We start from the raw sequence: 23,188 nt of genomic DNA, 5'->3' as shown, positions 1-23,188 counted from the left end.
CATCGGCCGCGTCCAGCGCGGGCGCATCCATGTCGGCGAGCCGCTCGTCCATCTCACCCCGGACGGGCAGTCCATCCGGCAGAAGGTGACCGCGCTGGCCGTCTTCGAAGGCTTGCGGCGGGAAGAAACGGAGGAAGCGGGCGCGGGCGAAATCGTGGCGCTCGCCGGCTTTCCCGACGCCCGCATCGGCGCGACGCTGGCCGACCCGGACCACCCGGACGCGCTGCCGGCGCCGGAAATCGACGAACCGACGCTGCGCCTCACCTTCGGCGTCAACACGTCCCCGTTCGCCGGGCGGGAAGGGCATTTCGCCACCTCCCGCCAATTGAAGGAACGGCTCGACCGCGAACTGGAGACGAATCTGTCGCTGCGGGTCGAGCCGACCGACCAGCCGGATGTCTTCGCGGTATCCGGCCGGGGCGAACTGCACCTGTCGATCCTGATCGAAACCATGCGTCGCGAAGGCTACGAGCTCGCGGTGTCGCGTCCGGAAGTCATCATCAAGGAGATCGACGGCCAGCTGATGGAGCCTATCGAGCAGCTCGTCGTCGACATCGAGGAGCAGCACCAGGGTGGCGTGATGGAGCGGCTGGGCATCCGCAAGGGTGACCTGAAGAACATGGTGTCGGACGGCAAGGGCCGCGTGCGCCTCGAGTACATGATCCCGGCGCGTGGCCTGATCGGCTTCCAGAATCAGTTCAAGACCCTCACCCAGGGCTCGGGCCTGCTGTTCCACGTGTTCGACCACTACGGTCCGAAGGAAGAAGGCCAGATCGCCTAGCGCCTCAATGGCGTGATGATCGCCAATGCCGGCGGCACCACCCCGGCCTATTCGCTCGGACCGCTGCAGGAGCGCGGCAAGCTGTTCGCCGCCGAGGGCGACAACGTGTATGAAGGCCAGCTGGTCGGCATCCACGCCAAGGACAACGACCTGACCGTCAACGCGATCAAGCCCAAGCCGCTGACCAACATGCGCGCCTCGGGCAAGGACGACGCGATCCAGCTCACCCCGGCGATCAAGTTCTCGCTGGAGCAGGCGCTGGACTTCATCGACGACGACGAGCTGGTCGAGGTGACGCCGAAGGAAATCCGCCTGCGCAAGAAGCACCTGACCGAGAACGACCGCAAGAAGGCCTCGCGCGCGGCGTGACCGCCGTCGCATCCGGGACACGATCAAGCCGCCGCGAGGCGGCTTTTTCGTTCGCGTGCACATCACGACCACGGTGGCAGGTGCAACGTCGTGACGGCCGGCGCGGGGACGCCGGCGCGTGAGCCAAGGGAGCTGTCATGGAGATTTCGAGCAGCCGGCCGGTGTCCTTCACCCAGGTCGGCAACGAGCTGGATGGCTTGAAGAACGAAGTGGAGGCGATGTCGCTGGTGCTGCGCGCGCTGGTCGAATCGCACCCGGCACCGGCCGAACTGGTCAAGCGCTGGCGCGAACTGAGCCGCGAGCCGATCGAGCAGACCCGGCCCAAGGGCTGCCACCAGGGCGTGCTGACGCGGAAGGAGCGCTTCTACCAGGCGCTGCAGCGCTGGTCGCACACGGTGCACAGCGCCGAGGTCGCCAGCCCGGTCTCGCCGCCGGGCCGGGGGCTGGGCTGAACGGCTCGCACCGGCGCCGCCCTGTCCTCATCCCGTCAGCGGTTGTCGCCCTTGGGGAACTTCACCCGATCCGGCTCCGCGTTTAACCGGGCCAGCATCGTCTCGATCAGCCGCGTCTTGATGCTGCCCGCGCGGCGCGGGTCGACCACGTAGCGCACGATGGCATCGACCCAGGTGTTGGCGTTGATGCGGAACAGGACCGACGGCCGTTCGTTGACCTGCAACTCGTCCACCGGCGTCTTGGCGAGCACTTCCCGGAACGTGCGCACGCGCTCGATCATCGCCTCGCCGAGTTCTTCCTCCGCGGCCGTGCGCATCACCTGCTCGACGAACGCGAAGTCGCTGTTGTAGGCCACCTGGAACTTGATCTCGTTCCAGACGTACGGGAACACCGGCCAGGAATAGTTGCAGACCGCGGTGGTCAGCACGTTGGCGTTGGGGAACTTGATGATCCGTCCGCTCGGATGGTCGGACGACAGGTACGGCCCGCCCACTTCCCACAGCGTGGTATCGAGGTAGGTGACGTCGATCACGTCGCCGGTTGCGTCCCCGATCTGGATGCGGTCACCCACGCGGTAGGGCTCGCGCACCAGGATGTAGACCCATCCGATGAAGCTGGTGATCGGCGTCTGCAACGCGAAGCCCAGTACCAGCGAGATCAGCCCCAGCGAGGCGACCGCGGCGTACCAGTTGGCGAACAGCACCGACACCACGATCAGCGCCAGGACCACGTACACCACCAGCCGCAGGATGCGCCTCAAGTTGTAGCGCGTGACCGCCGTCTGGGCGCGCTCGATGGCGAAGGCCTGCACCAGCCGCGAGGTCGCCAGCGTCAGCACGATCGCCATCGCGCCCACCGTGGCGCGGCGGGCCATCGGCAGGTAGCGGCCGAGAATGCCGAAAAATTCCAGCCGCAGCAGGTAGAACAGCACCCCCAGCGCGAGCAGCACCAGCGCGTAGATGCCCAGCCACAGCTTGTGTCCCGAGCGCACCGGACGCCTGTGCTTGCGGTGCGTCGCTGTGCTGGTGGCCAGCGCGCGGCGCACGTCGGCGCGGCGTTCGATCCGGCGTACGGACTTGTCGGTCATGCGGTCTCCCCGGGGAATCCGCACAACAGCAGACAACCGCGGCGGTGCCGGCCAGGTGAAGGCGTTGACCCGGGGTGCACGCCGGCGGCGGATGATGAGTCCGGTTCTCCGTGACGCGCCGTGCGCGCGCGGGGGCCATCGTCGCGCCCAAGGGCGCCCCTACCGCCCCTCCCCAGGAGACGCGATGCAGGCCGAACCCGCCCCCACCCGTGATGCCGGCGAGGCTGGCCAGGCGCCGCGACCGCGCTGGAAGCGGCGTCTGCTCTGGGCCGGCCTGGGCGCCTTTGCGGCGCTGGTGATCGGCGTGCTGGCGCTCAACCTGATTCCGCAGACGCAGCAGCTGGTCCACCCGTTGGGCCCGCTGAGTCCGGTCGAGAGTCCGCAGTTCCGGCGCGAGATCGGCAACCTGTTGGGCCCGACGATCGTGGACGGCAACACCGTCGCGGATTTCCAGAACGGCGCGGAAATCTTCCCCGCGATGCTCGCGGCGATCCGCTCGGCCAAGGTCAGTGTCGACATGGAGACCTACATCTACTGGTCCGGCCATGTTGCCGACGAATTCGTCCGGGCACTCACCGAGCGCGCCCGCGCCGGTGTCCGGGTACACGTCATCGCCGACGCGGTCGGCTCCTCCAAGATGGACGAGGACATGGTGCAGGCGCTGCGTGCCGGCGGCGTGCATTTCGAGTACTTCCACCCGCTGCGCTGGTACGACATCGACCGTTTCAACAACCGCACCCACCGCAAGCTGCTGATCGTCGACGGCCGCGTGGCCTTCACCGGGGGCGTGGGCATCGCCGACGAATGGGACGGTCATGGCGACCGGCCCGATATCTGGCGCGACATGCAGTTCAGCGTGACCGGGCCGGGCGCGCTGCAGATGCAGGCCGTCTTCGAGGACAACTGGATCACCACCACCGGCCAGGCACTGCTGGGCGCGCAGTACTACCCGGACGTGCCGCCGGCCGGCGATGTCGCGGTGCAGACGGTGGCCAGCTCGCCGGAGGGCGGCAGCGAGAACCTGCAGCTGATGTACCTGATGGCGATCGACGGCGCGCGCAGGACGATCGACCTGGAAGCGGCCTATTTCGTGCCGGACCATCTGACCATGGCCGCCCTCAGGCGCGCGCTGGCGCGCGGCGTGCGCATCCGCCTGGTGGTACCCGGGCCCTACACCGACAGCGAGATCATCAAGAGCGCCTCGCAGAACAGCTGGGGCGAGATGCTCAAGGACGGCGCGCACATCTACCGCTTCCAGCCGGCACTGTTCCACAACAAGCTGATGATCGTGGACGGCTATCTCACCATCGCCGGCAGCGCCAATTTCGACAACCGCTCCTTCAGCCTCAACGACGAATCCAACGTGCTGGTTTTCGACCACGCCTTCGCCGCGCACATGACCGGCGTCGTCGACCGCGACATCGCGCGATCGAAGGAGCTTTCGCTCGCGCAGTGGCAACACCGCCCGTGGACGCGCCGCGCGCTGGACTGGCTCTCCGCGCTGGGCGCGGCGCAATACTAGGAGGACGCCGATGCCCGCGCGCAAGCCGCTCAGGGTCGCCACCTTCAACATCAACGGCGTGCGCACGCGCCTGGCCGCGCTGCTGGCCTGGCTGGAGCGCGAGGCGCCGGACATCGTCTGCCTGCAGGAACTGAAGGCGCCGGACGAGGCCTTTCCGGTCGGGCCCATCCGCGACGCCGGCTACGGCGCCATCTGGCACGGCCAGCGCTCGTGGAACGGCGTGGCGATCCTGGCCCGCGGCGCCGACCCGCTGGAAAGCCGCCGGGGCCTGCCCGGCGATCCGAAGGACACCCAGAGCCGTTATCTGGAGGCGGCCGCGCACGGCCTCGTCGTCGGTTGCCTGTACCTGCCCAACGGCAACCCCCAGCCCGGACCCAAGTTCGACTACAAGCTGGCCTGGTTCGACCGCTTCCTGGCCTACGCCGGCGACCTGGTCGACAGCGAGCACCCGGTGGTGCTGGCCGGCGACTACAACGTGGTGCCCACCGACGAGGACATCTACAACCCGCGCTCCTGGCGCAAGGACGCGCTGCTGCAGCCGGAGAGCCGCGAGCGCTACGCGGACCTGCTGGCGCAGGGGTGGACCGATGCGCTGCGCCGGCATTTCGGCGAGGAGCGCATCTACACCTTCTGGGACTACTTCCGCCAGCACTGGGAACGGAACTCGGGCCTGCGCATCGACCACCTGCTGCTGAACCGCGCGCTGGCACCGCAGCTGAAGGATGCCGGCGTGGACCGCTGGGTCCGGGCCATGCCGCACCCGAGCGACCATGCGCCGACGTGGGTCGCGCTTGGCCGGCCGCGCAGGCGCGCCAGCGGCTGAGGCAACCCACCTGGCCCGGTGTTCTCGCCGCCGACGGCGCAGGGGAGGGACGCGGCCTGCATTTCTGGCAAAGTGATGCAGCCGTCCGCTCACTCCAGGGAATCCATGCGCCTCCTAACCTGCCTTGCCGGCCTCACGCTGGCCGCCACCAGCCTGGCCACCCAGGCGGCCGACACGCTCGCCGCCAGCACCTACGCGCGCGACCCGTCCCAGCCGGTCGACCAGGCCTATACCGCGCAGATCGCGCGGTTCACCACCGACCCGCGGTTCAACACGCCGCTGACCGACTACCTGCCCGCATCGGCCGACGTGCCGACGCCGCTCAAGGTGCTCGGCCACATCGCCGGCGCGGCCGACTGGCTGCCCTACTCGGCGGACGTCTACCGCTATTTCCGCGCCCTCGATGCAGCCAGCCCGCGCGTGAAGGTGTTCAGCATCGGCCGCACCGAGGAAGGCCGCGAAATGATCGCCGTGGCGGTCGCCGACGAAGCCCTGCTGGCCAACCTCCAGGCCAACGACGCGCGCCTGGCACAGCTGGCCGACCCGCGCACGATCGGTATGGACGACGCCAAGGCGGACGCGCTGGTCAGGAACACCACGCCGGTCTACTACCTGACCGGCTCCATCCACTCCACCGAAACCGGCGCGCCGACGGCGCTGATGGAACTGGCCTACCGCCTGGCCGTCGACGATGCGCCCTACATCCGCAACATCCGCTCGCACGTGATCACGCTGATCACGCCGATCGTCGAAGTGGACGGCCGCGACCGCATGGTCGATCTCTACAACTGGCACAAGGCGCACCCCGGCCAGGACTACCCGCACCTGCTCTACTGGGGCCATTACGTCGCACACGACAACAACCGCGACGCCATGGGCATGACCCTGGCACTTACCCGCAACGTCGCCGACACCTACCTGGGCTGGCACGCGCAGGTGCTGCACGACCTGCACGAGTCGGTGCCGTTCCTGTACGACAACACGGTGGGCGATGGCCCCTACAACGCCTGGATCGATCCCATCCTCGCCAGCGAGTGGCAGCAGATGGGCTGGGACAACGTGCAGAAGCTGACCCAGCTCGGCCTGCCCGGCGTGTTCGCCCACGGCGACTTCGACACCTGGAGCCCCGGCTACCTGATGTTCATCGCGGCCATGCACAACGGCATCAGCCGCCTGTACGAGACCTTCGGCAACGGCGGCGCCGATACGCGCAAGCGCATCCTGGACCCGTCCGAATACCAGCGCACCTGGTACCGCCCCAACCCGCCGCTGCCGGAGGTGACCTGGTCGCAGCGCGACAACAACAACTACGAACAGGCCGGCGTGCTCACGGCGCTGGACTACTTCGCGCACAACGGCCAGGCGTTCCTGAAGAACTTCTACCTGAAGGCCAGGCGTTCGATCGAAAAGCCCACCGAAGCCGGTCCCGCCGCTTACGTGCTGCCCGCCGACGAGAAGCGTCCCGGCACCCAGGCGCAGTTGCTGCGCGTGCTGGAGCGCCAGCACGTGGAAATCAGTCGCGCCAGTGCGCCCTTCAGCGTGACCCTGCCTGCCAGCGGCAAGGACAAGAAGCCGGTCACGCGCCGCTTCCCGGCCGGCAGCTACGTGGTGCGCATGGACCAGCCCTACTCGCGCATCGCCGACACCCTGCTCGACCGGCAGTACTGGTCGCCCAAGGATCCGCAGCAGCATCCCTACGACGACACCGGCTGGTCGATGGGCGACCTGTTCGACGTGGAGGTCGTGCGTATCACCGACCCGTCCGTGCTGAAGGCGCCGATGGCGCGCCTGGGCACGCCGGTCGACGTGCCCGCGGGCCTCGCCGCCATCGACGTGGCGGACGCCAGGCTGCCGCGCATCGCGTTGATGCATACCTGGCTCGGCACGCAGACGGAGGGCTGGTGGCGCATGGCGCTGGACCAGCTGGGCGTGCACTACGACTACATCAGCACGCAGGACGTGGCCCGCATGCCGGACCTGCGCGCGAAGTACGACGCCATCCTGTTCGCCCCGGTCGGCGGCGCCAGCCTGCGCCGCATCGTCGACGGCCTGCCGATGTGGGGCCCGCCGATGCCCTGGCAGACCAGCCGGCTCACGCCCAACCTGGGCCACATCGACAGCACGCCGGACATCCGCCCGGGCCTGGGCGAGGCCGGCCTGGCCAACCTCAAGCGCTTTGTGCACGACGGCGGCCTGCTGGTCACCGCCGAGGACACCGCCCGCTTCGCCATCGACGCGGGCCTCGCCCCCGGCGTGTCCGTCACGCCCCGGAGCAAGCTGAAGGTGGTCGGCAGCGTGCTGCAGGGCGACTTCGTCGACCATGACAGCCCGGTGGCCTCGGGCTATGGCGACCACCTCGCGCTGTACAGCGCCGAGGGGCAGTCCTTCACCGTATCCAACCTGCTGACCGGCGACCGCGGCCTGCCCCGCGCCCTCGATGCCGAGCGGCCCACCGGCCGCGGCGGCCCGCAGGACCAGGACGTGCCCGAGGGCCGGCCGTTTGCCGCACCGCCCGCTCTGCCGGACGCCAAACCCTGGCAGGCGCTGCCGCTCAACGAGGACCAGGCCTACAACAATCCCTGGGTGATCCCGCAGGACCAGCGTCCGCGGGTGATCCTGCGCTTCGCCGACGCCAAGCGGCTGCTGCTCTCCGGCCTGCTCGACGGTGGCAGCGAGATGGCCGAGCGCGCGGCGGTGGTCGAGGCGCGCTACGGCAAGGGACACGTCCTGCTGTTTGCCGGCAATCCGATCTGGCGCGGGGAAACCCTGGGGAGTTATCCGCTGGTGCTCAACGCGCTGACGCATTTCGACCGGCTCGACCAGGGGCGCTGAGGACTCGCCCACGGCGCCGGCGGCGGGCGTCCGGCCGGCACGAACGGCTCACGTGCCGTGCGTGCCGGGCGAAGGCGGCGCCCTCGCTACGGCAGAGCGGCTTTAGCCGGGCCTGTCAGCCTGAACGGCGCCGCCCGGTCTCACGGCTTTTTCATCACCCATTGCCGTTTGCGCCCGAAGACTCGGGCGCACCACTCCCCCGGAGCAACGGCCATGAAAAAGCTCGCTTCCATCACCTTCGCGCTGGCGCTCGGCGCCTCGGGCGTGGCGCTGGCGCAACAGGCGATGACCGAGGCCCAGGTGCGCGAGACGCTGATCCACCAGGGCTACAAGGACATCGACGACCTCAAGTTCGACGGCGGCATGTGGCGCGCCAAGGCCGAGAGCGCCGACGGCAGCGACGTGAGCTTGCGCGTGGACGCGAAGACCGGCCAGGTGTACCCCGACAAGACCGTTTCGCACCTGAGCGAGGACGACGTACGCGCCGCGCTCGCCACCCAGGGCTACACCAACGTGCACGATGTCGATTTCGACGACGGTGTATGGCACGCCAAGGCCGACGACAAGAATGACCACCGCGTCGAACTCACCGTGGATCCCACGAGCGGGCGGGTGATCGACAGCGAGGACTGACCTCAGCGTATAGGCGCGCTTGCCGCGGGGCTCAGCCCCTCGTCCGTGGGGGCCGCGCGGAACTGCTGGCGCCAGCGCAAGGCGCCAAGGACCAGCAGGACCAGCAATGCCACCAGCAACAGGATCAGGCCCCATCGGCGCGCGCGCTTCTTCATCGCTCTCCCCGGCTCGTGACCGCACCCTAGCCCCGGCCGCGTCGCGAGCGCGTGCGCACCGCTAGACACCGGCCAGCGGCCAACGACCCAGCACGCGGTATTCGGTGCGTCCCAGCAGGCTGTGGATGAGCAGGAACTCCCCCACCCTCCAGCCGAGCGGCTCGACCGGCAGCGTGGCGATGATGCGGCTGTCGTAGAGCAAGGTGACGTGCGGCATGAACGCGCGCTCCCGCCGCGCCAGTCCCGCCGCCGCGAGACGTGCCCCCAGGCGGTCGTGCAACTGCGCCAGGCCGGTCGCGCCTTCGGCGCCGAGCAGTACGAACGGATGCTTGCCGGCGCGCCCGCTGAAGCTGCCGACGCGGTCGAAGCCGGCCTCGAACGAAGGCAGGGCGACGCCCGCGGCCGCCGCGCAGGCGTCGTCCACCCGCTGCCGGGGAAGTCCGGCGAAATCGCCCAGGTGATGCAGGGTCACGTGCAGGTGCCCGGTGGGCCGTGGCCGTCCGCGCAGCCCGAGGCGCTCGCGCAACTCACCGGCGAGCGTGGCGAGCCGCTCCGCCACGGCCGGCGGCGGCATCACGGCGAAGAACAGGCGGTCGGTAGGATGGGGGGCGGCGAAACCGCCGAGGGAGCTCTGGTGCATGCGGACCATTGTAGAAGCGCTCGCGCAGGTCGAGGCCCCGCGAGCGGGCTTCCGCAAGCTCGGTCAGAATGGACGTTTCCCACGACGAGCACCGCCATGCCGAAGATCGATCTCACGACCGTCCCCGAACGCCGCGGCACGAGCTACCCGGCGCCGTACGCGAAGGTGGCGCAGGACCGCGTCAAGCAGGTGCTTGGCGATGCCGGCGGCCTGTCGGACTTCGGCGTCAACCTGACCCGGCTGCCGCCCGGCAGCTGGTCCAGCCAGCGCCACTGGCACACCCGCGAGGACGAGTTCGTCTACGTCCTGTCGGGCGAGCTGGTGCTGGTGACCGACGCCGGCGAGCAGCCGTTGCGCGCGGGCGAATGCGCAGCCTTCCCGAAGGGCGTCGCGGACGGCCACCACCTGGTCAACCGTGGCAGCGGGACCGCGGTGTATCTGGAGATCGGGACACGCTCGGCCGAGGATGCCTGCCACTACCCGGACATCGACCTGCACCTGGACGGCGCCCGGGGCTGGACGCACAAGGACGGCACCGCCTACTAGGCGGCCACGCCAGGCTCATTCCGCCTGTTGGCGAAGGTCGCCCTCGGGATCGCTCGCGCAGGCCGCATGCCCGCAACCGCAGCGGCCCGGTTCGGCGTGGCCCGAGCCTGCGGTCTCCCGGCAGTAGTCGCTGCAGTACTGCCCGCCATCGGGCGCGGTCGTGCATTGACAGGCGGCGTGGCCGCAGCGGTAGCCGTTGTCGGACATCGCGGGCTCCAGTGGGAAAGCAATGCGGCGCATCGCGCTTCCTTGCCCTGGCTCAGCCATGGGCCACCGCAAGGGGGGTGCGGAGAGCCGGGGTGCCACCCGGCAAGGGAAGCGCGATGCGCCAGCGGGTGGAAGCTTGCCGGCCCATGCGTGAAGGTCCCGGCGAGAATCCGCACACCACCCGTCACTTGTCGCGCAGCGCCTCGACCTGGATGCGCAGGGCGACCTGCATGTCGAAGCCGTAGTTCCTGCCGGCGTCCAGTCCGAACGCACTGCGATCGAAGCTCCCCTTGGCGTCCGCCCCGCAGTATTCGCGCTTCAGGACCGGGTGCGGGATGCACCTGAAGTGGTCGATGCGCAGGTCGAGCGGGCGGGTGACCCCGTGCAGCGTCAGCGTTCCCGCTACCCGGGTCGGGACGCCGGCGACGAAATCGGCGAGCCGGCCCCGGTACGTCGCGCGCGGGTGCTGCGCGACGTCGAAGAAATCCTTGCCGCGGGCCCAGGCGTTGAGCGCGTCCTGCCCGAAATCGATGCTGTCCAATGCGATCTCCACCTGGACGCTGCCGCTGCCGGCCGCCTTGTCCAGGGTCACCCTCCTTCGCTGTGGTTGAACTTGCCGCGCCAGGTGGAAATGCCCATGTGGTCGGCCTCGAAGCTCGGATAGGTGTGGTCCGTATCGATCGTGTAGCGTGCCTGCGCCGCGGCGGCCGCGCATGAGGACAGCAGCGCGAGGGGAAACAGGGGCGGGCGAGGCGGGGGGTGATGCGCATGGCGGTCTCCTTCAATGGCCGGCGCCCGGTGGCGCCTTCCAAGTGACGACGGTCCGGCATGCCGCAAATCGCCAGCGAGCTGGCGACTTCGTGTCCGGCACGCGGGACAGGTCCGCAGAAAGCCACTTGCCCGAAAACCATCCGCGTCAGTTTTCTGCCGGAGAAGCCTGCTGCCATGATCGCTTCGCGGTTCGACGCTCAGAGCATCCCATGGTCCAGCGCACGCGGCACGCATCCTCCTGGCCGGTGGGCAAAGGCCAGGCGGCCGGCTGCATCGATACCTTTCCGGCTGCCCCGGCACCCATGTTGCCGCGGCCGATCGGACCCGGGCTGCGCCACGGCATCGGCAGGCCCGATCGAAGCCTGCTGCCGGGACTCGATCCGCAGGAAGGCTCCACATGAACGCTGGAGCCGGCCAATCCGGCTGGGCGCCCCGGCATGGTTCCGTTATCGTGGCCGGGCAGCCCTTACCAACGGGGGAGCAGGGTGTTTGACGCAGGCCCGATTTCGTTCGGTTACTACACCGCCGCGCTGGTTGCCACCGCCGGCATCGCACTGACTTCGGGCACGCAGTTCGTGGTGATCGGCCTGTGGCGTCGCCGCGAGGCGATGTACCTGTCCTACGCGATGCTCTGTCTGTGCATCGCCGTGCTCGCCTATTCCAACGCGATGCTGCACACGGCCAGCAACCTGGCATTCGCGAGGGCGGCATTGCGCACCATGATCGGCGCGGCGGTGATCTCGTTCCTTCCGTTCGTGGTGTTCATCCGCGCCTACACCGGCGGCGCGCGCCAGCCGCGCCTGCAATGGGCGGTCGGCCTGACCGCGGGCCTGTTCGCCCTGCTCAACCTGCAGATGCCCGACACGCTGTTCTTCACGCAGTTGAAGCCAGGCAAGGGCATCCTGCTGCCGTGGGGCCGGCGGCTGTACGACGTTGCCGGGGTTCCGTCGCTCTGGGGCCTGCTGTTCCACGCGTTGAGCTACCTCGCATTCCTGTGGGCGCTGGCCCATGCGGTCCGCCAGATCCGCGCCGGGGAGCGCCTGCGCGGGTCGCTGCTGGCGACCTGCCTGGCTGCCCAGTTCGCCGCGTTGCTGTGGGGCGACGTGGTCGTCGATGCCCTCGGCCATCCCTACCCCTACCTGGACGCGTTCTCGTTCCTGCCGTTCGTGCTGCTGATGGGGCTGTCGCTGGCGACCCAGCTGCACCAGCGCACCATGCAGCTGGAGCAGACCACGCGACGGCTGGAAGCCGAGGCGCGCACCCGCCACGAGGCCGAGTTCAACCTGCGCCACGTGGCCTACCACGACAGCCTCACCGGTCTGCCCAACCGCCTGCGCGCACTGGACCACCTTGCCGAGTTGCACGCCGAGGCGGTCGTCAGGGGCCAGCACAGCGCCGTGTTGCTCATCGACCTGGACAACTTCAAGACCATCAACGACGCGCTGGGCCACGCGGTCGGCGACCGCATGCTCGAAGCCATCGCCGACCGCCTGGTCGCCGCCGCGCCGGCCGACGCGATGCTGGCGCGGCTGGGCGGCGACGAGTTCGTACTCGTGCTCGGCCCGTCGCCCGGTCCTGCCGCCATCGCGCGAGCGCTGGCGCAACAGACGGCCGAGCGGGTGGTCGCGCGGCTGGCCGAGCCGGTGACGGTGGACGGTCGCGTCCTCGCCATCGGCGCCAGCGTGGGCGTGGCGCCGTTCCCCGCCGGCGAGGACGGCGTGGCGGACCTGCTGCGCCGGGCCGACATCGCGCTGTACCGCGCCAAGGCGGCCGGACGCAACACCGTGCGTCTGTTCCTGGCGCCGATGCAGCAGGAAGCGGACACGCGGCTGGCGCTGGAACGTGGCCTGCGCACGGCGCTGGAACAGGAACGCATGCCCACGCAGTTCGCCCTGCACTTCCAGCCGCAGGTCGACCGCACCGGCGAGCTGCTCGGAGCCGAGGCGCTGTTGCGATGGCACCATCCGCAGCTGGGCGAGCTGTCGCCGTCGGTGTTCATCCCGCTGGCCGAGGAAACCGGCCTGATCCATGCGTTGGGCAGCTGGGTGATCGACCAGGCCTGCGCATGCATCCGTGCATGGGACCGCGACGGCGTGGCGTTCGGCAGCCGCCTGGCGGTCAACGTGAGCGCCTGGCAGCTCGGCCAGGCGCAGTTCGCCACGCAGCTGGAGGCGCAGGTGCGCGCGGCGGGGGTCGACCCCTCACGGCTGACCCTGGAGCTGACCGAGAGCGCGCTGCTGCGCGACTTCGACAGCGCACTGGAAACCCTCGGGCAGTTGTCCACGGCCGGCTTCCGCCTGGCGCTGGACGACTTCGGCACCGGCTACTCCTCGCTCAGCTACCTGCAACGCCTGCCGCTGGATGTGCTCAAGGTCGACCGTGCCTTCGTCAGCGAACTGAGTCCGGACATGGCCAACCCGCTGGCCAGTTTCATCATCGACCTGGCCCATCGCCTCGGCATCACGGCAGTGGCCGAAGGCGTCGAGACGGTGCCGCAGCGGCTAGCGCTGGAACGGCTCGGCTGCGACGGGCTGCAAGGGTTCCTGATCTGCCGCCCGGTGGACGAGCCCGGCTTCCGCCGCTGGCTGGCCGGGCATCGGCAGGCGCGTGCCCTGCCGCAGGCACAACGCCACGCGCCCAACGCGCACGACCCGCAGGGCCTGCCCTCGCGCGACCGCCATCCCTCCGGCAGCGGCGAGGGTACCGGGGGCTGAGCGCCCGTCCCAAGGGCGTCCGGTCGCGGAGGCGCCGCCGGCCCGTTCGGAGGGAGACCCGCGCCGGCGTTCGAACCGACCGGTGCCGCGGCCTATGCCGGCGCCGGCCCGGCCTCCCCCTGCCCGGCGCGTTCGGCCAGTTTGCTGGCGTACATCGCGCGGTCGGCGGCGGCGTACAGGCGGGTCTCGTCCTGCCCGTCGTCCGGATACAGCGCCAGGCCGATGCTTGCACCGATGGACAGCCGCAGGCCCTGGAATTCGGTGCTCGCGTCGAAGGCGCGCGCCAGGCGTTCCGCACGGGCCTCTGCGGCGGCGCGGTCGGCCACCTCGGGCAGGATCGCGGCGAACTCGTCGCCGCCCAGGCGGGCCAGCGTGTCACCGGCGCGGATGGCCTGCTGCAGGCGCTGCGCCACGAAGTGCAGCAGCACGTCGCCCGCGGCGTGCCCGAGCGTATCGTTGATGCGCTTGAAGTCGTCGAGGTCGATCACCAGCATGGCGATCCGCCCGCCGCTCTCGCGCGCGCGCCTGAGCGCGTGCTCCAGCCGGTGCACGAACACGCGCCGGTTCGGCAGGCCGGTCAGCGCATCGTGCCGGGAGGCATGCTCGGCATGGCCGATCTGCTCCTCCAGCAGGGTGAAGATCATGCCGGTGGCGACCAGGAACTTGGGCAGGTTCCATGCCTCGTTCTCGATGCCCCAGCCGGCCAGCCACGGTGCGAGCACCGAGGCCACCGGAAACACCGCGGCCCAGGCGATGAAGCTCAAGGTGGTGAACGCCACGCCCACCGACGGCCCGGCGGTACCGCGGTAGAAGCAGAACGCCACCGCCAGGTAGTGCCAGAACAGCATCCAGGTGAGCGCCTGCTCGATCGACCCATGCCAGGCGAACATGCCCTGCAGCGCATAGAAGCCGATCACCACCGGCACGGCCCAGGACGGCCTGCGGCGGTCGCGGCGGAAAACCCAGGCCGTCGAGCCCAGGCCCAGTGCGGTACAGGCGAGATAGGGCAGCGCCGCCTCGGTACCGTAGGCGGCGAGCACGACGAACGCCACGTCCGGCACCGCGGCCAGCAGGGTGACCCCCAGGTCGCGCCACCAACCCAGGCGCGTGTCCGAGCCGGCCCAGATGAAAGCCACGCTGGCCAGCAGCAGCATCGACAGCGAAACCGCCAGCGCGGCGTCCGCCGCCACACCCGCGGAAAGGTTGCGTTCGACGAATTGCGCCACGATGTGCACCAGGATCATCGCCCAGCCCACCAGCCAGTAGCGCGGTCGCGTCTGGCGCGTGCGCTTGAGCAGCCCGGCGAAGACCAGCACCAGGCCACCGATGGCGAGGAAATCGGGAACGACCGACAGATTCAAGCCCAGGACCTCTCCTCAAGCGCCCGGGTCCTTCCCGGGATAAAGCTCCAGATCGCGTTATCGGCCTCGCGCGGGCCAGCTTGAGCCCGCGTTCGTGCCGGCGCGACGCGGAGCGTCGCAATCGATGGCGCCGCGGCCGGCCACCCCGCCGCCACCGCCAGCCTCACGCGTGGCGCCGGGCGGCCTTGCGGCTCCCGCCAAGCGCGGCGCGCACCTTCGCCAGCAGCTCATCGTCATGGAAAGGCTTGCTGACGATGAGCTCGTCGCCGATCTCCCTGAAGGCACCCAGGTCGGCATAGCCGGTGAGGAAGAGGATCGGCAGCGATGGCCTCTTGGCGTGTGCTTCGCGCGCCACCTCCGCACCGTTCATGCCGGGCATGGCGTAATCGACCAGCATCAGGTCCACGGCCGGCCCCTCGCGCTCGAGCACGTCGAGTGCGGAACCACCGCTGCCCGCTTCGATGACCTCGTAGCCGCGCTCGGCGAGGATCACCGCGGTCACCTCGCGCACGTCCGTATCGTCGTCCACCAGCAGGATCCGTCGCCGGGCGCCGCCCTTTTCGTCCTGCACCGTCTCGCGTGGGCTGTCCTCCGCCTGGGTCACGGCCGCGGGGGCACAGGGCAGGAAGACCTTGATCGAGGTGCCCTCGCCCAGCCGCGTATCGATGCGCACGCCACCACCGGATTGCTTGGCGAAGCCGTAGACCTGCGCCAGCCCCAGCCCGGAACCCTTGCCCACCTCCTTGGTGGTGAAGAACGGCTCGAACGCGCGCGCCAGCACTTCGGGGGTCATGCCGGTGCCGTGGTCGGTCACCGCCACCATCACGTAGTCGCCCGGGCAGGGCTCTTCCGGCCGCGAGGCCGGCTCGCGCACCGACACGTTGGCGGTTTCCACGATCAGGTCGCCGCCGACCGGCGAAGCGTCACGTGCGTTGATCGCCAGATTGAGGATCACCAGTTCGATCTGGGTGGGATCGACCAGCGCCGGCCACAACGCCGGCTGCAGCTTCATGGACAACCGGACCGAGCCGCCCATGGAACTCTGCAGCAGGTCGCGCATGCCGGCGACCACGCCGTTGAGGTCGACCGCCTTGGCCTCCAGCCGCTGCCGCCGGGAGAACGCCAGCAGTTGTGCCGTGAGCTTGGCGCCCCGGGTGGCCGCGTCCTTCATGTATCCCAGCCGCTGGCGCAGGCGCGGATCGATTCCGGGCGCCGTGAGCGAGCGTTCGAGGATGCCGATGTTGCCGCTGATCACGGTGAGCAGGTTGTTGAAGTCGTGCGCCACGCCGGACGTGAGCTGGCCGACCGCCTCCAGCCGCTGCATCTGGCGCAGCGTGGCCTCCACCCGCTCCCGCTCCTCGATCTGCGCGAGCAACTGGCGGTTGGTCGCGGCCAGCTCGGCCGTGCGTTCGGCGACGCCGCGCTCGAGCGCTTCCTGGGCCTGGTGTTCGGGCGTGCGGTCGCGCAGCACCTTCAGGTAGCCAAGCAGCCGGCCGCCGCCGTTGCGCAGCGGCATCATCTGCCCGCTGGCGAAGAAGCGCGAGCCGTCCTTGCGCACGCGCTGGTGATCGGTCTGCGCGCGGCCGGTCTCGGCCGCGCATTTCATTTCCTGCTCCAGCACGCCGCGCGCCCGGTCCTCGGGCGTGAAGAGGATGTCCGCCCGCTTGCCCAGCACCTCCTCCTCCCGCCAGCCCAGCAGGCGCTCTGCGCCCGGGTTCCAGAGCGTGATCCGGCCTTCCAGGTCGAGCGTGAGGATGCCGTAGCCGGTGGTGCTTTCCAGGATCAGCTTGAGCCGGTTGCTGGTCGCACGCAGCGCGGTCTCGGCGCGCGCGCGCTCGACGTTGGCCCAGGTGCGTTCGGCGACCTCGCGCACCAGCGCCTCGTCCTCGTCGGTCCAGCGCCGCGGCTTGCGCTGCTGCACCGAAAGGAAGGCGGCCAGCCGCCCGCCCTTGACCAGCGGCACGGTCAGGCTCGCGCGCATGCCGCCCAGGCCGTTGTGCGCCATGGCCTCCTCCTGGCCTACCCGCGGGTCGTCGAACGGATCGCTGATGCGGATGGCCGCGCCGGTCAAGGCCTCGGCGACCAGCTTGGGGCCGAACTCGGCCGTCCGGTGACGCCCGACCCCGGTGGGCATGTCGCCGCGAACCCAGTCACGCTCGACGGTGAAGTACTCGCCGCTCTCGTCGAGCTCGGCGTAGCCCACGCGGTCCGCGCGCAGATGCCGACCGAGCCGGCGCGCCGCAATGGCCATCACCGCGCGGGGATCGGCCAGGCCGCGCAGGGCGTCGCCCAGCCGGGTGCGGAAGCGCAGGCGCCGCTCGGCGAGCACGCGCTTGGTGGTATCGATCGCCTCGTTGATCAGGCCCGCAACCTCGCCGCTCTGGTCGCGTACCGGCCCGATCCAGTAGTCGAAATAGGCCCGTTCCCGGTAGCCCTGCCGTTTCACGAAGAAGCGCGCGTCGCGGAAGCAGCTCGGCCTGCCTTCCAGCGCGCGCTGGATCACCGGCTCGGTGATGTCCGGCGCTTCCGGCCATACCTCCCGGAACGGACGGCCGAGCGCCTCCGGCCTGCTGCCGAGCAGGGGCCGGTAGGCGTCGTTGTAGAGGCAGGTGAGTTGAGGCCCCCACCCGAGCGCGATGGGCAGCTCGCTCTCCAGCATCATCGATACCAGGGTCCGCAGCGATCCGGGCCAGTCGGTGGAGCGGCCCAGCGGGGTCGCCGCCCAGTCGAAGGCACGGATGCGGGAGGCCATCTCGCCGTTGCCGGCGAGGAGCACGCCCCCTGCTGACGCTGGCATGGAGGATGTCGGCAAACTCACTCCTCGCGAGCCTCCCTGCGCGCCGGGCCTGGTGGATGGGATGGTCGCCCCCGGGCGCTTTCCGCAATTCCTGTCTGCGCCCGGGCCGCACTGTTGCCGCCTTTGCAGATCATGAAGCCGCACGCAAGGCACGACTTCGTGACGACGGTCACACTATCGGCCCATGCCCGTCACCGGGCCGGCAAAGGCCTGTGAGCGCTCCGTCGCGCCGTGCCCGCTTTGCCCGCGGTCCGACGCTTCACGCCGTGGCGACTGCGGTTGTCGCCCCATGCCCCGTCCGTATGTCCGATAACCTCCTCGATTGCCTGATCGTAGGTGCCGGCCCGGCCGGCCTCACGGCCGCCACTTACCTGGCCCGGTTCCGTCGCCACCTCCTGGTCGCCGACGCCGGCGCCAGCCGTGCGCGCTGGATCCCGGCGAGCCACAACTGCCCCGGCTTTCCGTTCGGGGTGGCCGGCAACGAACTGCTCGCGCGCTTCCGGCTCCAGGCAGAGGCCTACGGCGTACCGCAGGTGCACACGCGCATCACCCAGGTGGAACGACACCAGCGAGGCTTTACCGCCAGCGATGGCCAGCGCCACTGGCATGCGCGCACGATCATCCTGGCCACCGGCGTGGTCGATCGCCTGCCCGCGGTTGCCGGCGTGGAAGAAGCGATTGCCGCGGGCACGGTGCGGCTGTGCGCCGTCTGCGATGCCTACGAGGCCCGCGACGACGTGATCGGGGTCCTGGCGCCGGCCGACGCAGCGGTCGGCCACGCCGCCTTCCTGCGCACCTTCTCCCGCCATGTCTGCGCGCTGGTCGCGGACGGCGCGCCACTGGACGACGCGCTGCAGCGGCGTGCCACCGACAGCGGCGTGCAGCTGTGGCCGGCGCCGGAGCACCTGGGCCTGGTCGATGGCGCGTGCCAGGCCTTCTTCGCCGATGGCCGCCGGCTACGGCTGGACACGCTCTACCCCGTGCTGGGTGCCGATGCGCAATCGGGCCTGGCGGCGGCGTTGGGCGCGCGGCTGGATGACGAAGGCGCGCTGGTGGTGGACGACCGCCTGCAGACCAGCGTGCTCGGCCTCTATGCGATCGGCGACGTGGTCAGCGCGTTGAACCAGATCAGCGTGGCGGTCGGCCATGCCGCCGTTGCGGCAACCACCGTGCACCGGCGGTTGCCACCCAACTATTGCTAGCTGCCCGAAGGACCGGGGGCTGGCCCGCAGCGCGACGGCCCCGACTCAGCGCACGGACGCGGCCCTGGCCGGCAGCGTGGCGCCGGTCAGCAGGGCACGGATCTGGCGCAGCCTGGCCTTCACCCTCGTCTCGTCGTCCGTGCCGAGGCGCATCATCAGCTTCTGCCCCGCCGACCGCGCCTCGAGGCCGGGATCGGCGTAGCGGTAGAACACCTTCGGCTGCACCAGCGTCACCGGGGCATCCGGGACCGGCGCCGCCAGCATGTCGTCGATGGCGGCGACCAGGCGGTCGTTGAAGTAGCCCTTCGGATAGCCGAGGTCGCGATAGGCCTGCTGGAACAGCGGGTAGTGCGCGACGTACCAGGAAACCAGCGCCTTGGCATCGACGCCCTCGAGCACCCGCATGTAGGGCGCATAGCGCTCGGCGTTGCGCGGGCTGAGCGTGATGCCACCGTCGGCCTGGTCGACCACGAACGCGCCCTTGGGCGTCTTCACCGGCAGGATGTTGGTGCCCACGCTCTGGCGGGGCAGCGCGTCCACCGTCGCCACCACGCGGCGGACGATCTGGTCGCGCTTCAGCAACCCGTCGAGCCCGTTGCCGCCACCCAGCGCCAGCAAGGCGCTGGCCACATCGGTATCGCTCGCATCCAGCGCCGGCAGCGGCGCGGTCGTGGCCGGTGCCGGGCCCGCCTGCGCGATCGGGTGCTGGATCGCGGTGGAGGCCGCGGCGGGTCCCGCGGCGGTGGTGCCGGCCTTCGAGGAGGTTGCCGGCGTCGGCTCGCCACCGGTCTGCGTGGCCTTGCGCCAGATGAACACGCCGACCGCGATGGCGAGGATCACCACCACGCCCGAAACGATCCACTGCCCGATCGAAGACTGTTTCTTTTTCAATTGCGCATCCGCCCGTCTGAAGTTGCCTGCCCCCTGCATAACCCCCGTGGCGGCGATGTGCAAGCGGTGCGACGGCAACCGCGACTCAGGGGACCGCCCCGAACAGCAGGCCCGTGCCGGTCGTCACGCCCATCGCCAGGGCCCCCCAGAAGGCGATGCGCAGCGCGCCGACGCCGGCCGCCGCCCCGCCCATCCGCGCGGCGGCGGCACCGAGCAGGGCCAGGCAGCCCAGCGAGATGGCGAACACCAGCACCAGCTGCAACGCCGCCGGCACACTCGCTGCCACCAGCAGGGGCACCACGGCACCCGCCGCGAAACTCGCGGCCGACGCGCCCGCCGCCTGCAGCGGACGTGCCCGGAACACCTCGGTGATGCCCAGCTCGTCCCGCGCGTGGGCGTCGAGTGCGTCGTGCGCCATCAGCTGCCCGGCCACCTGCCGCGCCAGCGCGGGATCCAGCCCGCGGCCCACGTAGATGTTGGCCAGCTCGCGGTGCTCGGCGTCGGTGTCGGTCGCCAGTTCCTCGCGCTCACGGGCCAGTTCGGCCTGTTCGTTGTCGGCCTGCGAGTGCACCGATACGTACTCGCCCGCCGCCATGGACATCGCGCCGGCCACCAGCGCTGCGACGCCGGCCAGCAGCACGGCATGGCGGTCGGCATGCGCGGCAGCCACGCCCATCAGCAGGCTGGCGGTGGAGACGATGCCGTCGTTGGCGCCGAGCACGGCCGCGCGCAGCCAGCCCATGTGTCCGGTGCGATGACGTTCGGGGTGGTGATGGCGGCGCATGTCCGCTCCCTCGGCTTGACGGTCCAGTGAGCATAACCGTCCACGCCCGTCGTTCCACGTGGGGCCCGCCGTGGCACCTGCCGGAGGCCCTGCTTTACGGGGTGGTCACTGCGCGCCGCGCAGCATGGCCGCAGCTTCGAGGAGGAATCGCGATGTCCCGATCGACCACCACCCCCACCGGTCCCGGACCGGGCACGACGACCGGCAACCCGGCGATCAGCGGCACCGGCAGCGGCATGGGCACGGGCGATGTGGCGGGCCCCGGCGCCGTCGGCGGCGTGCAGGCCGGCACCGTCAACGCCGCCGCCCAGGGCGCGCCCGGCGGTGACGCCGCCGATCCGAGCCTGGGCAGCGCCATGGCGCTCCCCGAACAGGGCAACCGCATGGGCGACGCGGCCACCGCCGGTGCGCCCGGTATGGCGGAAAAGCCCATGGGCGTCGGGGGCGCGCCGATCGAGCCATTCGAACTGCCGTACAAGGTGATTACGCCACCGAACCCGGGGCGCTGATGCCATCGCCCTCCGTTGGGGAGGGCATGGCTGGCGACTTTCGATCGGCAGCGATCAACGCGCCGCCGCCTCCAGCTCGCGGTAGTCCTCGTCGGACAGGGTCAGTTGTGCCGCCGCCACGTTCTCGCGCAGGTGCTCCACCTTCGAGGTACCGGGAATCGGCAGCATCACCGGCGAGCGCTTGAGCAGCCAGGCCAGCGCGACCTGGCCGTTGCTGGCGCCGAGCCGCTGCGCGATGCGGCTCAGTACCGAGTCGGGCGCGGCCAGATCGCCGGCAGCCAGCGGGTACCAGGGGATGAAGCCGATGCCCTGTGCCTGGCAGTACTCCAGTACGTCCTCGCTCTTGCGGTTGGCCAGGTTGTAGAGGTTCTGCACGGTCGCGACCGGGAAGTACCGGCGCGCCGCCTCGATCTCCTCCACGTTGACCTCGCTCAGGCCGACATGGCGGATCAGGCCTTCCTTGCGCATCGCGGCGATCAGCTCGAACTGCTCCTCGCGCGGCACCTTGGCGTCGATGCGGTGCAGCTGCCACAGATCGATGCGCTCCACGCCGAGCCGGCGCAGGCTCATCAGCACGCACTGGCGCAGGTACTCCGGGCGGCCCAGCGGTGCCCAGATGTCCGGCCCGTGGCGGGTCAGGCCGCCCTTGGTCGCGATCAGCATGCCCCGGTAGGGATGCAGCACCTCGCGGATGAGGTCCTCGCTCACCTCCGGACCGTAGCTGTCGGCGGTGTCGATGAGATTGACGCCCAGCCCGGGCAAGGCACGCAGGGTGGCGCGGGCGCCTTCGGGGTCGGCCGGCTGGCCCCAGATGCCCTTGCCGGTGACGCGCATGGCGCCGAAGCCCAGCCGGTTGACCGGAATGTCGCCGCCGATCTGGAACTGGCCGGCGGCCGAAGCGTTGGGATCTTGCATGGGGGACACTCCTGTGAGGTGCAGACCCTCGGTTATGGGGCCGCGCGACGACGAGGCAAGCACGCAAGCACGGTCATCCTCGACGCAGGCTCCCAACGCGGGGAAAGACATACATGGTTCCGTTATGGCTGCAGGCGGCGTTCTGGGGGTTCGTGGCGGGCGCGGCACTGCTGATCGGCGCGGCCGTCGGCTACTTCGCCAGGGTTCCGCAGCGACTCATCGCCGCCATCATCGCGTTCGGCAGCGGCGTGCTCATCTCGGCGCTGTCCTTCGAGCTGATGGACGAGGCTTACAGGCGCGGCGGCTTCGACTCCACCGCGATCGGCTTCCTCGGCGGCGCGGCCGTCTATTCGGCGGTGAACTGGTACCTCTCGCGCAACGGCGCCAAGCACCGCAAGCGTTCGGGCCACCAGCAGCCGTCCGAGGGCCAGCAGGGCGGCAGCGGGCTGGCGATCGCCGTCGGCTCGCTGCTGGACGGCATCCCCGAATCGATCGTGATCGGCCTGAGCATGCTCAAGGGCGGCGCGGTGAGCCTGGTGGCGGTCGCGGCGATCTTCCTCTCCAACATCCCCGAGGGGCTGTCCAGCGCGGCGGGCATGCGCCATGCCGGGCGCTCGATCGGCTACGTCGCCGGCGTGTGGGTGGGTATCGCGGTGATCTCGGGCGTCGCCTCGCTGGTCGGCTACGCGGTGTTCCGGCATTTCTCGGTGGAAGTCGTTGCGGCGACCACGGCGGTCGCGGCCGGGGCGATCCTGGCGATGCTGGCCGACACGATGATGCCGGAGGCGTTCGAGCAGGCGCACGACCTGGCCGGACTGATCACGGTGGTCGGCTTCCTGGCCGCATTCATGCTCAGCAAGCTGGGCAGCTGAACGTGCCGCGCCTAGCGCAGCTGGCTGTCCTTGCTGCCGCGGCGGTTGTAGCCGCTCGCCGCGCGCTGCGCCTTGTCCTGCGCCTCCTGGCAGGTCACGCACAGCCGCACGCCGGGCACGGCCTGGCGCCGCGCCTCGGGGATCGGCGCATCGCATTCCTCGCAGTGGCTCAGGCTCGGGCCCTGCGGCAGCTTGCTGCGCGCGCGCTTGATCGCGTCCTTCACGGTCGCGTCGATCTGGTCCTGTACGGCGCCGTCGCCGGCCCAGCCGATGGCCATGGCGGTCTCCGGAAAACAAGTCGGGACCCGGATGCTACCGCGCTGA

21 protein-coding genes and 2 pseudogenes are annotated in these 23,188 nt (G+C 70.2%); 12 read left to right on the top strand and 11 right to left on the bottom strand.

Annotated elements, in window-relative coordinates; genetic code table 11:
• Position 1 precedes the first annotated feature (1 nt).
• Together VFH59_RS16640 and VFH59_RS16635 are read left to right on the top strand one after the other, a co-directional pair.
• Positions 2–1,150, top strand: a pseudogene (locus VFH59_RS16640) (EF-Tu/IF-2/RF-3 family GTPase).
• Between the two features lie 137 nt (positions 1,151–1,287).
• Positions 1,288–1,602 (top strand): hypothetical protein, encoded by a 315-nt coding sequence (locus VFH59_RS16635; protein WP_325166027.1) that lies wholly within the window; start codon positions 1,288–1,290, stop codon positions 1,600–1,602.
• Between the two features lie 35 nt (positions 1,603–1,637).
• Here VFH59_RS16635 and VFH59_RS16630 read toward each other — a convergent pair whose 3' ends face one another.
• Entirely contained in the window at positions 1,638–2,690 is a 1,053-nt protein-coding gene (locus VFH59_RS16630) for a mechanosensitive ion channel family protein (protein ID WP_325166026.1), read from the bottom strand.
• A 184-nt stretch (positions 2,691–2,874) separates the two neighbouring features.
• Between VFH59_RS16630 and VFH59_RS16625 the strand changes: the two genes are divergently transcribed.
• The 4 genes from VFH59_RS16625 (at position 2,875) to VFH59_RS16610 (ending at position 8,500) form a co-directional block, all read left to right on the top strand.
• Positions 2,875–4,212, top strand: a complete 1,338-nt coding sequence (locus VFH59_RS16625; protein ID WP_325166025.1) for a phospholipase D-like domain-containing protein — start codon at positions 2,875–2,877, stop codon at positions 4,210–4,212.
• A gap of 10 nt (positions 4,213–4,222) precedes the next feature.
• On the top strand, positions 4,223–5,035 hold the full coding sequence (xth, locus tag VFH59_RS16620) for an exodeoxyribonuclease III (RefSeq protein WP_325166024.1): 813 nt from the start codon (positions 4,223–4,225) through the stop codon (positions 5,033–5,035).
• 105 nt (positions 5,036–5,140) lie between these two features.
• The gene (locus VFH59_RS16615) at positions 5,141–7,867 is read left to right on the top strand and encodes a M14 family zinc carboxypeptidase (RefSeq protein WP_325166023.1); all 2,727 of its coding nucleotides are present in this window, start codon (positions 5,141–5,143) and stop codon (positions 7,865–7,867) included.
• A 213-nt stretch (positions 7,868–8,080) separates the two neighbouring features.
• Positions 8,081–8,500 (top strand): PepSY domain-containing protein, encoded by a 420-nt coding sequence (locus VFH59_RS16610; protein ID WP_325166022.1) that lies wholly within the window; start codon positions 8,081–8,083, stop codon positions 8,498–8,500.
• 2 nt (positions 8,501–8,502) lie between these two features.
• On the opposite strand, the gene VFH59_RS16605 is transcribed toward VFH59_RS16610, so the two are convergent.
• Both VFH59_RS16605 and thpR read right to left on the bottom strand, forming a co-directional pair.
• The gene (locus tag VFH59_RS16605; protein WP_325166021.1) at positions 8,503–8,655 is read right to left on the bottom strand and encodes a hypothetical protein; all 153 of its coding nucleotides are present in this window, start codon (positions 8,653–8,655) and stop codon (positions 8,503–8,505) included.
• 61 nt (positions 8,656–8,716) lie between these two features.
• On the bottom strand, positions 8,717–9,295 hold the full coding sequence (gene thpR / locus VFH59_RS16600) for an RNA 2',3'-cyclic phosphodiesterase (RefSeq protein ID WP_325166019.1): 579 nt from the start codon (positions 9,293–9,295) through the stop codon (positions 8,717–8,719).
• Positions 9,296–9,391: 96 nt separating this feature from the next.
• Between thpR and VFH59_RS16595 the strand changes: the two genes are divergently transcribed.
• Positions 9,392–9,841, top strand: a complete 450-nt coding sequence (locus tag VFH59_RS16595; protein WP_325166018.1) for a cupin domain-containing protein — start codon at positions 9,392–9,394, stop codon at positions 9,839–9,841.
• Between the two features lie 15 nt (positions 9,842–9,856).
• On the opposite strand, the gene VFH59_RS16590 is transcribed toward VFH59_RS16595, so the two are convergent.
• Entirely contained in the window at positions 9,857–10,081 is a 225-nt protein-coding gene (locus VFH59_RS16590) for a hypothetical protein (RefSeq protein WP_325166017.1), read from the bottom strand.
• Between the two features lie 151 nt (positions 10,082–10,232).
• Positions 10,233–10,789 (bottom strand): annotated as a pseudogene (locus tag VFH59_RS16585) (YceI family protein).
• Between the two features lie 155 nt (positions 10,790–10,944).
• Between VFH59_RS16585 and VFH59_RS16580 the strand changes: the two are divergent.
• Both VFH59_RS16580 and VFH59_RS16575 read left to right on the top strand, forming a co-directional pair.
• Positions 10,945–11,220, top strand: a complete 276-nt coding sequence (locus tag VFH59_RS16580) for a hypothetical protein (RefSeq protein WP_325166015.1) — start codon at positions 10,945–10,947, stop codon at positions 11,218–11,220.
• Positions 11,221–11,304: 84 nt separating this feature from the next.
• A complete protein-coding gene (locus VFH59_RS16575) occupies positions 11,305–13,533 on the top strand; it encodes a putative bifunctional diguanylate cyclase/phosphodiesterase (RefSeq protein WP_325166014.1) in 2,229 nt (742 codons plus the stop codon).
• A 92-nt stretch (positions 13,534–13,625) separates the two neighbouring features.
• Here the strand turns inward: VFH59_RS16575 and VFH59_RS16570 are convergent, their stop codons facing one another.
• Positions 13,626–14,894 carry a GGDEF domain-containing protein gene (locus VFH59_RS16570; RefSeq protein ID WP_325166013.1) on the bottom strand — a complete coding sequence of 423 codons (1,269 nt, stop codon included), beginning with the start codon at positions 14,892–14,894 and terminating at the stop codon, positions 13,626–13,628.
• A gap of 163 nt (positions 14,895–15,057) precedes the next feature.
• Positions 15,058–17,670 carry a PAS domain S-box protein gene (locus VFH59_RS16565; RefSeq protein ID WP_325166012.1) on the bottom strand — a complete coding sequence of 871 codons (2,613 nt, stop codon included), beginning with the start codon at positions 17,668–17,670 and terminating at the stop codon, positions 15,058–15,060.
• 323 nt (positions 17,671–17,993) lie between these two features.
• On the opposite strand from VFH59_RS16565, the gene VFH59_RS16560 reads away from it, so the two are divergent.
• The gene (locus VFH59_RS16560) at positions 17,994–18,893 is read left to right on the top strand and encodes an NAD(P)/FAD-dependent oxidoreductase (RefSeq protein ID WP_325166011.1); all 900 of its coding nucleotides are present in this window, start codon (positions 17,994–17,996) and stop codon (positions 18,891–18,893) included.
• Positions 18,894–18,938: 45 nt separating this feature from the next.
• On the opposite strand, the gene VFH59_RS16555 is transcribed toward VFH59_RS16560, so the two are convergent.
• Positions 18,939–19,784 (bottom strand): DUF3014 domain-containing protein, encoded by an 846-nt coding sequence (locus tag VFH59_RS16555; RefSeq protein ID WP_325166010.1) that lies wholly within the window; start codon positions 19,782–19,784, stop codon positions 18,939–18,941.
• Positions 19,785–19,869: 85 nt separating this feature from the next.
• Positions 19,870–20,568, bottom strand: coding sequence for a VIT1/CCC1 transporter family protein (locus VFH59_RS16550; protein WP_325166009.1), 699 nt, complete (start codon positions 20,566–20,568; stop codon positions 19,870–19,872).
• A 152-nt stretch (positions 20,569–20,720) separates the two neighbouring features.
• Here VFH59_RS16550 and VFH59_RS16545 point away from each other — a divergent pair, with 152 nt between their 5' ends.
• The gene (locus VFH59_RS16545; protein ID WP_325166008.1) at positions 20,721–21,077 is read left to right on the top strand and encodes a hypothetical protein; all 357 of its coding nucleotides are present in this window, start codon (positions 20,721–20,723) and stop codon (positions 21,075–21,077) included.
• A gap of 54 nt (positions 21,078–21,131) precedes the next feature.
• On the opposite strand, the gene VFH59_RS16540 is transcribed toward VFH59_RS16545, so the two are convergent.
• A complete protein-coding gene (locus VFH59_RS16540; RefSeq protein ID WP_325166007.1) occupies positions 21,132–21,992 on the bottom strand; it encodes an aldo/keto reductase in 861 nt (286 codons plus the stop codon).
• A gap of 113 nt (positions 21,993–22,105) precedes the next feature.
• Here VFH59_RS16540 and VFH59_RS16535 point away from each other — a divergent pair, with 113 nt between their 5' ends.
• Positions 22,106–22,864: a hypothetical protein gene (locus tag VFH59_RS16535; RefSeq protein ID WP_325166006.1), complete on the top strand. Its 759-nt coding sequence runs from the start codon at positions 22,106–22,108 to the stop codon at positions 22,862–22,864.
• Positions 22,865–22,875: 11 nt separating this feature from the next.
• Here VFH59_RS16535 and VFH59_RS16530 read toward each other — a convergent pair whose 3' ends face one another.
• The gene (locus VFH59_RS16530; RefSeq protein ID WP_325166005.1) at positions 22,876–23,142 is read right to left on the bottom strand and encodes a DksA/TraR family C4-type zinc finger protein; all 267 of its coding nucleotides are present in this window, start codon (positions 23,140–23,142) and stop codon (positions 22,876–22,878) included.
• Between the last annotated feature and the right edge of the window lie 46 nt (positions 23,143–23,188).

Origin of the sequence: Frateuria sp. (assembly GCF_035695185.1) — a bacterium.
GTDB lineage: Bacteria > Pseudomonadota > Gammaproteobacteria > Xanthomonadales > Rhodanobacteraceae > Frateuria_A.
This window is presented reverse-complemented; position numbering and strand designations above follow the sequence as displayed.

Excerpts from the sequence above, each read along its gene's own strand:
- VFH59_RS16560 (WP_325166011.1), top strand. The coding sequence starts at position 17,994 with ATGTCCGATAACCTCCTCGATTGCCTGATCGTAGGTGCCGGCCCGGCC.
- VFH59_RS16550 (WP_325166009.1), bottom strand. The coding sequence starts at position 20,568 with ATGCGCCGCCATCACCACCCCGAACGTCATCGCACCGGACACATGGGC.
- VFH59_RS16635 (WP_325166027.1), top strand. The coding sequence starts at position 1,288 with ATGGAGATTTCGAGCAGCCGGCCGGTGTCCTTCACCCAGGTCGGCAAC.
- VFH59_RS16540 (WP_325166007.1), bottom strand. The coding sequence starts at position 21,992 with ATGCAAGATCCCAACGCTTCGGCCGCCGGCCAGTTCCAGATCGGCGGC.
- VFH59_RS16605 (WP_325166021.1), bottom strand. The coding sequence starts at position 8,655 with ATGAAGAAGCGCGCGCGCCGATGGGGCCTGATCCTGTTGCTGGTGGCA.
- VFH59_RS16545 (WP_325166008.1), top strand. The coding sequence starts at position 20,721 with ATGTCCCGATCGACCACCACCCCCACCGGTCCCGGACCGGGCACGACG.
- VFH59_RS16610 (WP_325166022.1), top strand. The coding sequence starts at position 8,081 with ATGAAAAAGCTCGCTTCCATCACCTTCGCGCTGGCGCTCGGCGCCTCG.
- VFH59_RS16530 (WP_325166005.1), bottom strand. The coding sequence starts at position 23,142 with ATGGCCATCGGCTGGGCCGGCGACGGCGCCGTACAGGACCAGATCGAC.
- VFH59_RS16615 (WP_325166023.1), top strand. The coding sequence starts at position 5,141 with ATGCGCCTCCTAACCTGCCTTGCCGGCCTCACGCTGGCCGCCACCAGC.
- VFH59_RS16590 (WP_325166017.1), bottom strand. The coding sequence starts at position 10,081 with ATGCGCCGCATTGCTTTCCCACTGGAGCCCGCGATGTCCGACAACGGC.
- VFH59_RS16625 (WP_325166025.1), top strand. The coding sequence starts at position 2,875 with ATGCAGGCCGAACCCGCCCCCACCCGTGATGCCGGCGAGGCTGGCCAG.
- VFH59_RS16630 (WP_325166026.1), bottom strand. The coding sequence starts at position 2,690 with ATGACCGACAAGTCCGTACGCCGGATCGAACGCCGCGCCGACGTGCGC.
- VFH59_RS16595 (WP_325166018.1), top strand. The coding sequence starts at position 9,392 with ATGCCGAAGATCGATCTCACGACCGTCCCCGAACGCCGCGGCACGAGC.
- xth (WP_325166024.1), top strand. The coding sequence starts at position 4,223 with ATGCCCGCGCGCAAGCCGCTCAGGGTCGCCACCTTCAACATCAACGGC.
- thpR (WP_325166019.1), bottom strand. The coding sequence starts at position 9,295 with ATGCACCAGAGCTCCCTCGGCGGTTTCGCCGCCCCCCATCCTACCGAC.
- VFH59_RS16535 (WP_325166006.1), top strand. The coding sequence starts at position 22,106 with ATGGTTCCGTTATGGCTGCAGGCGGCGTTCTGGGGGTTCGTGGCGGGC.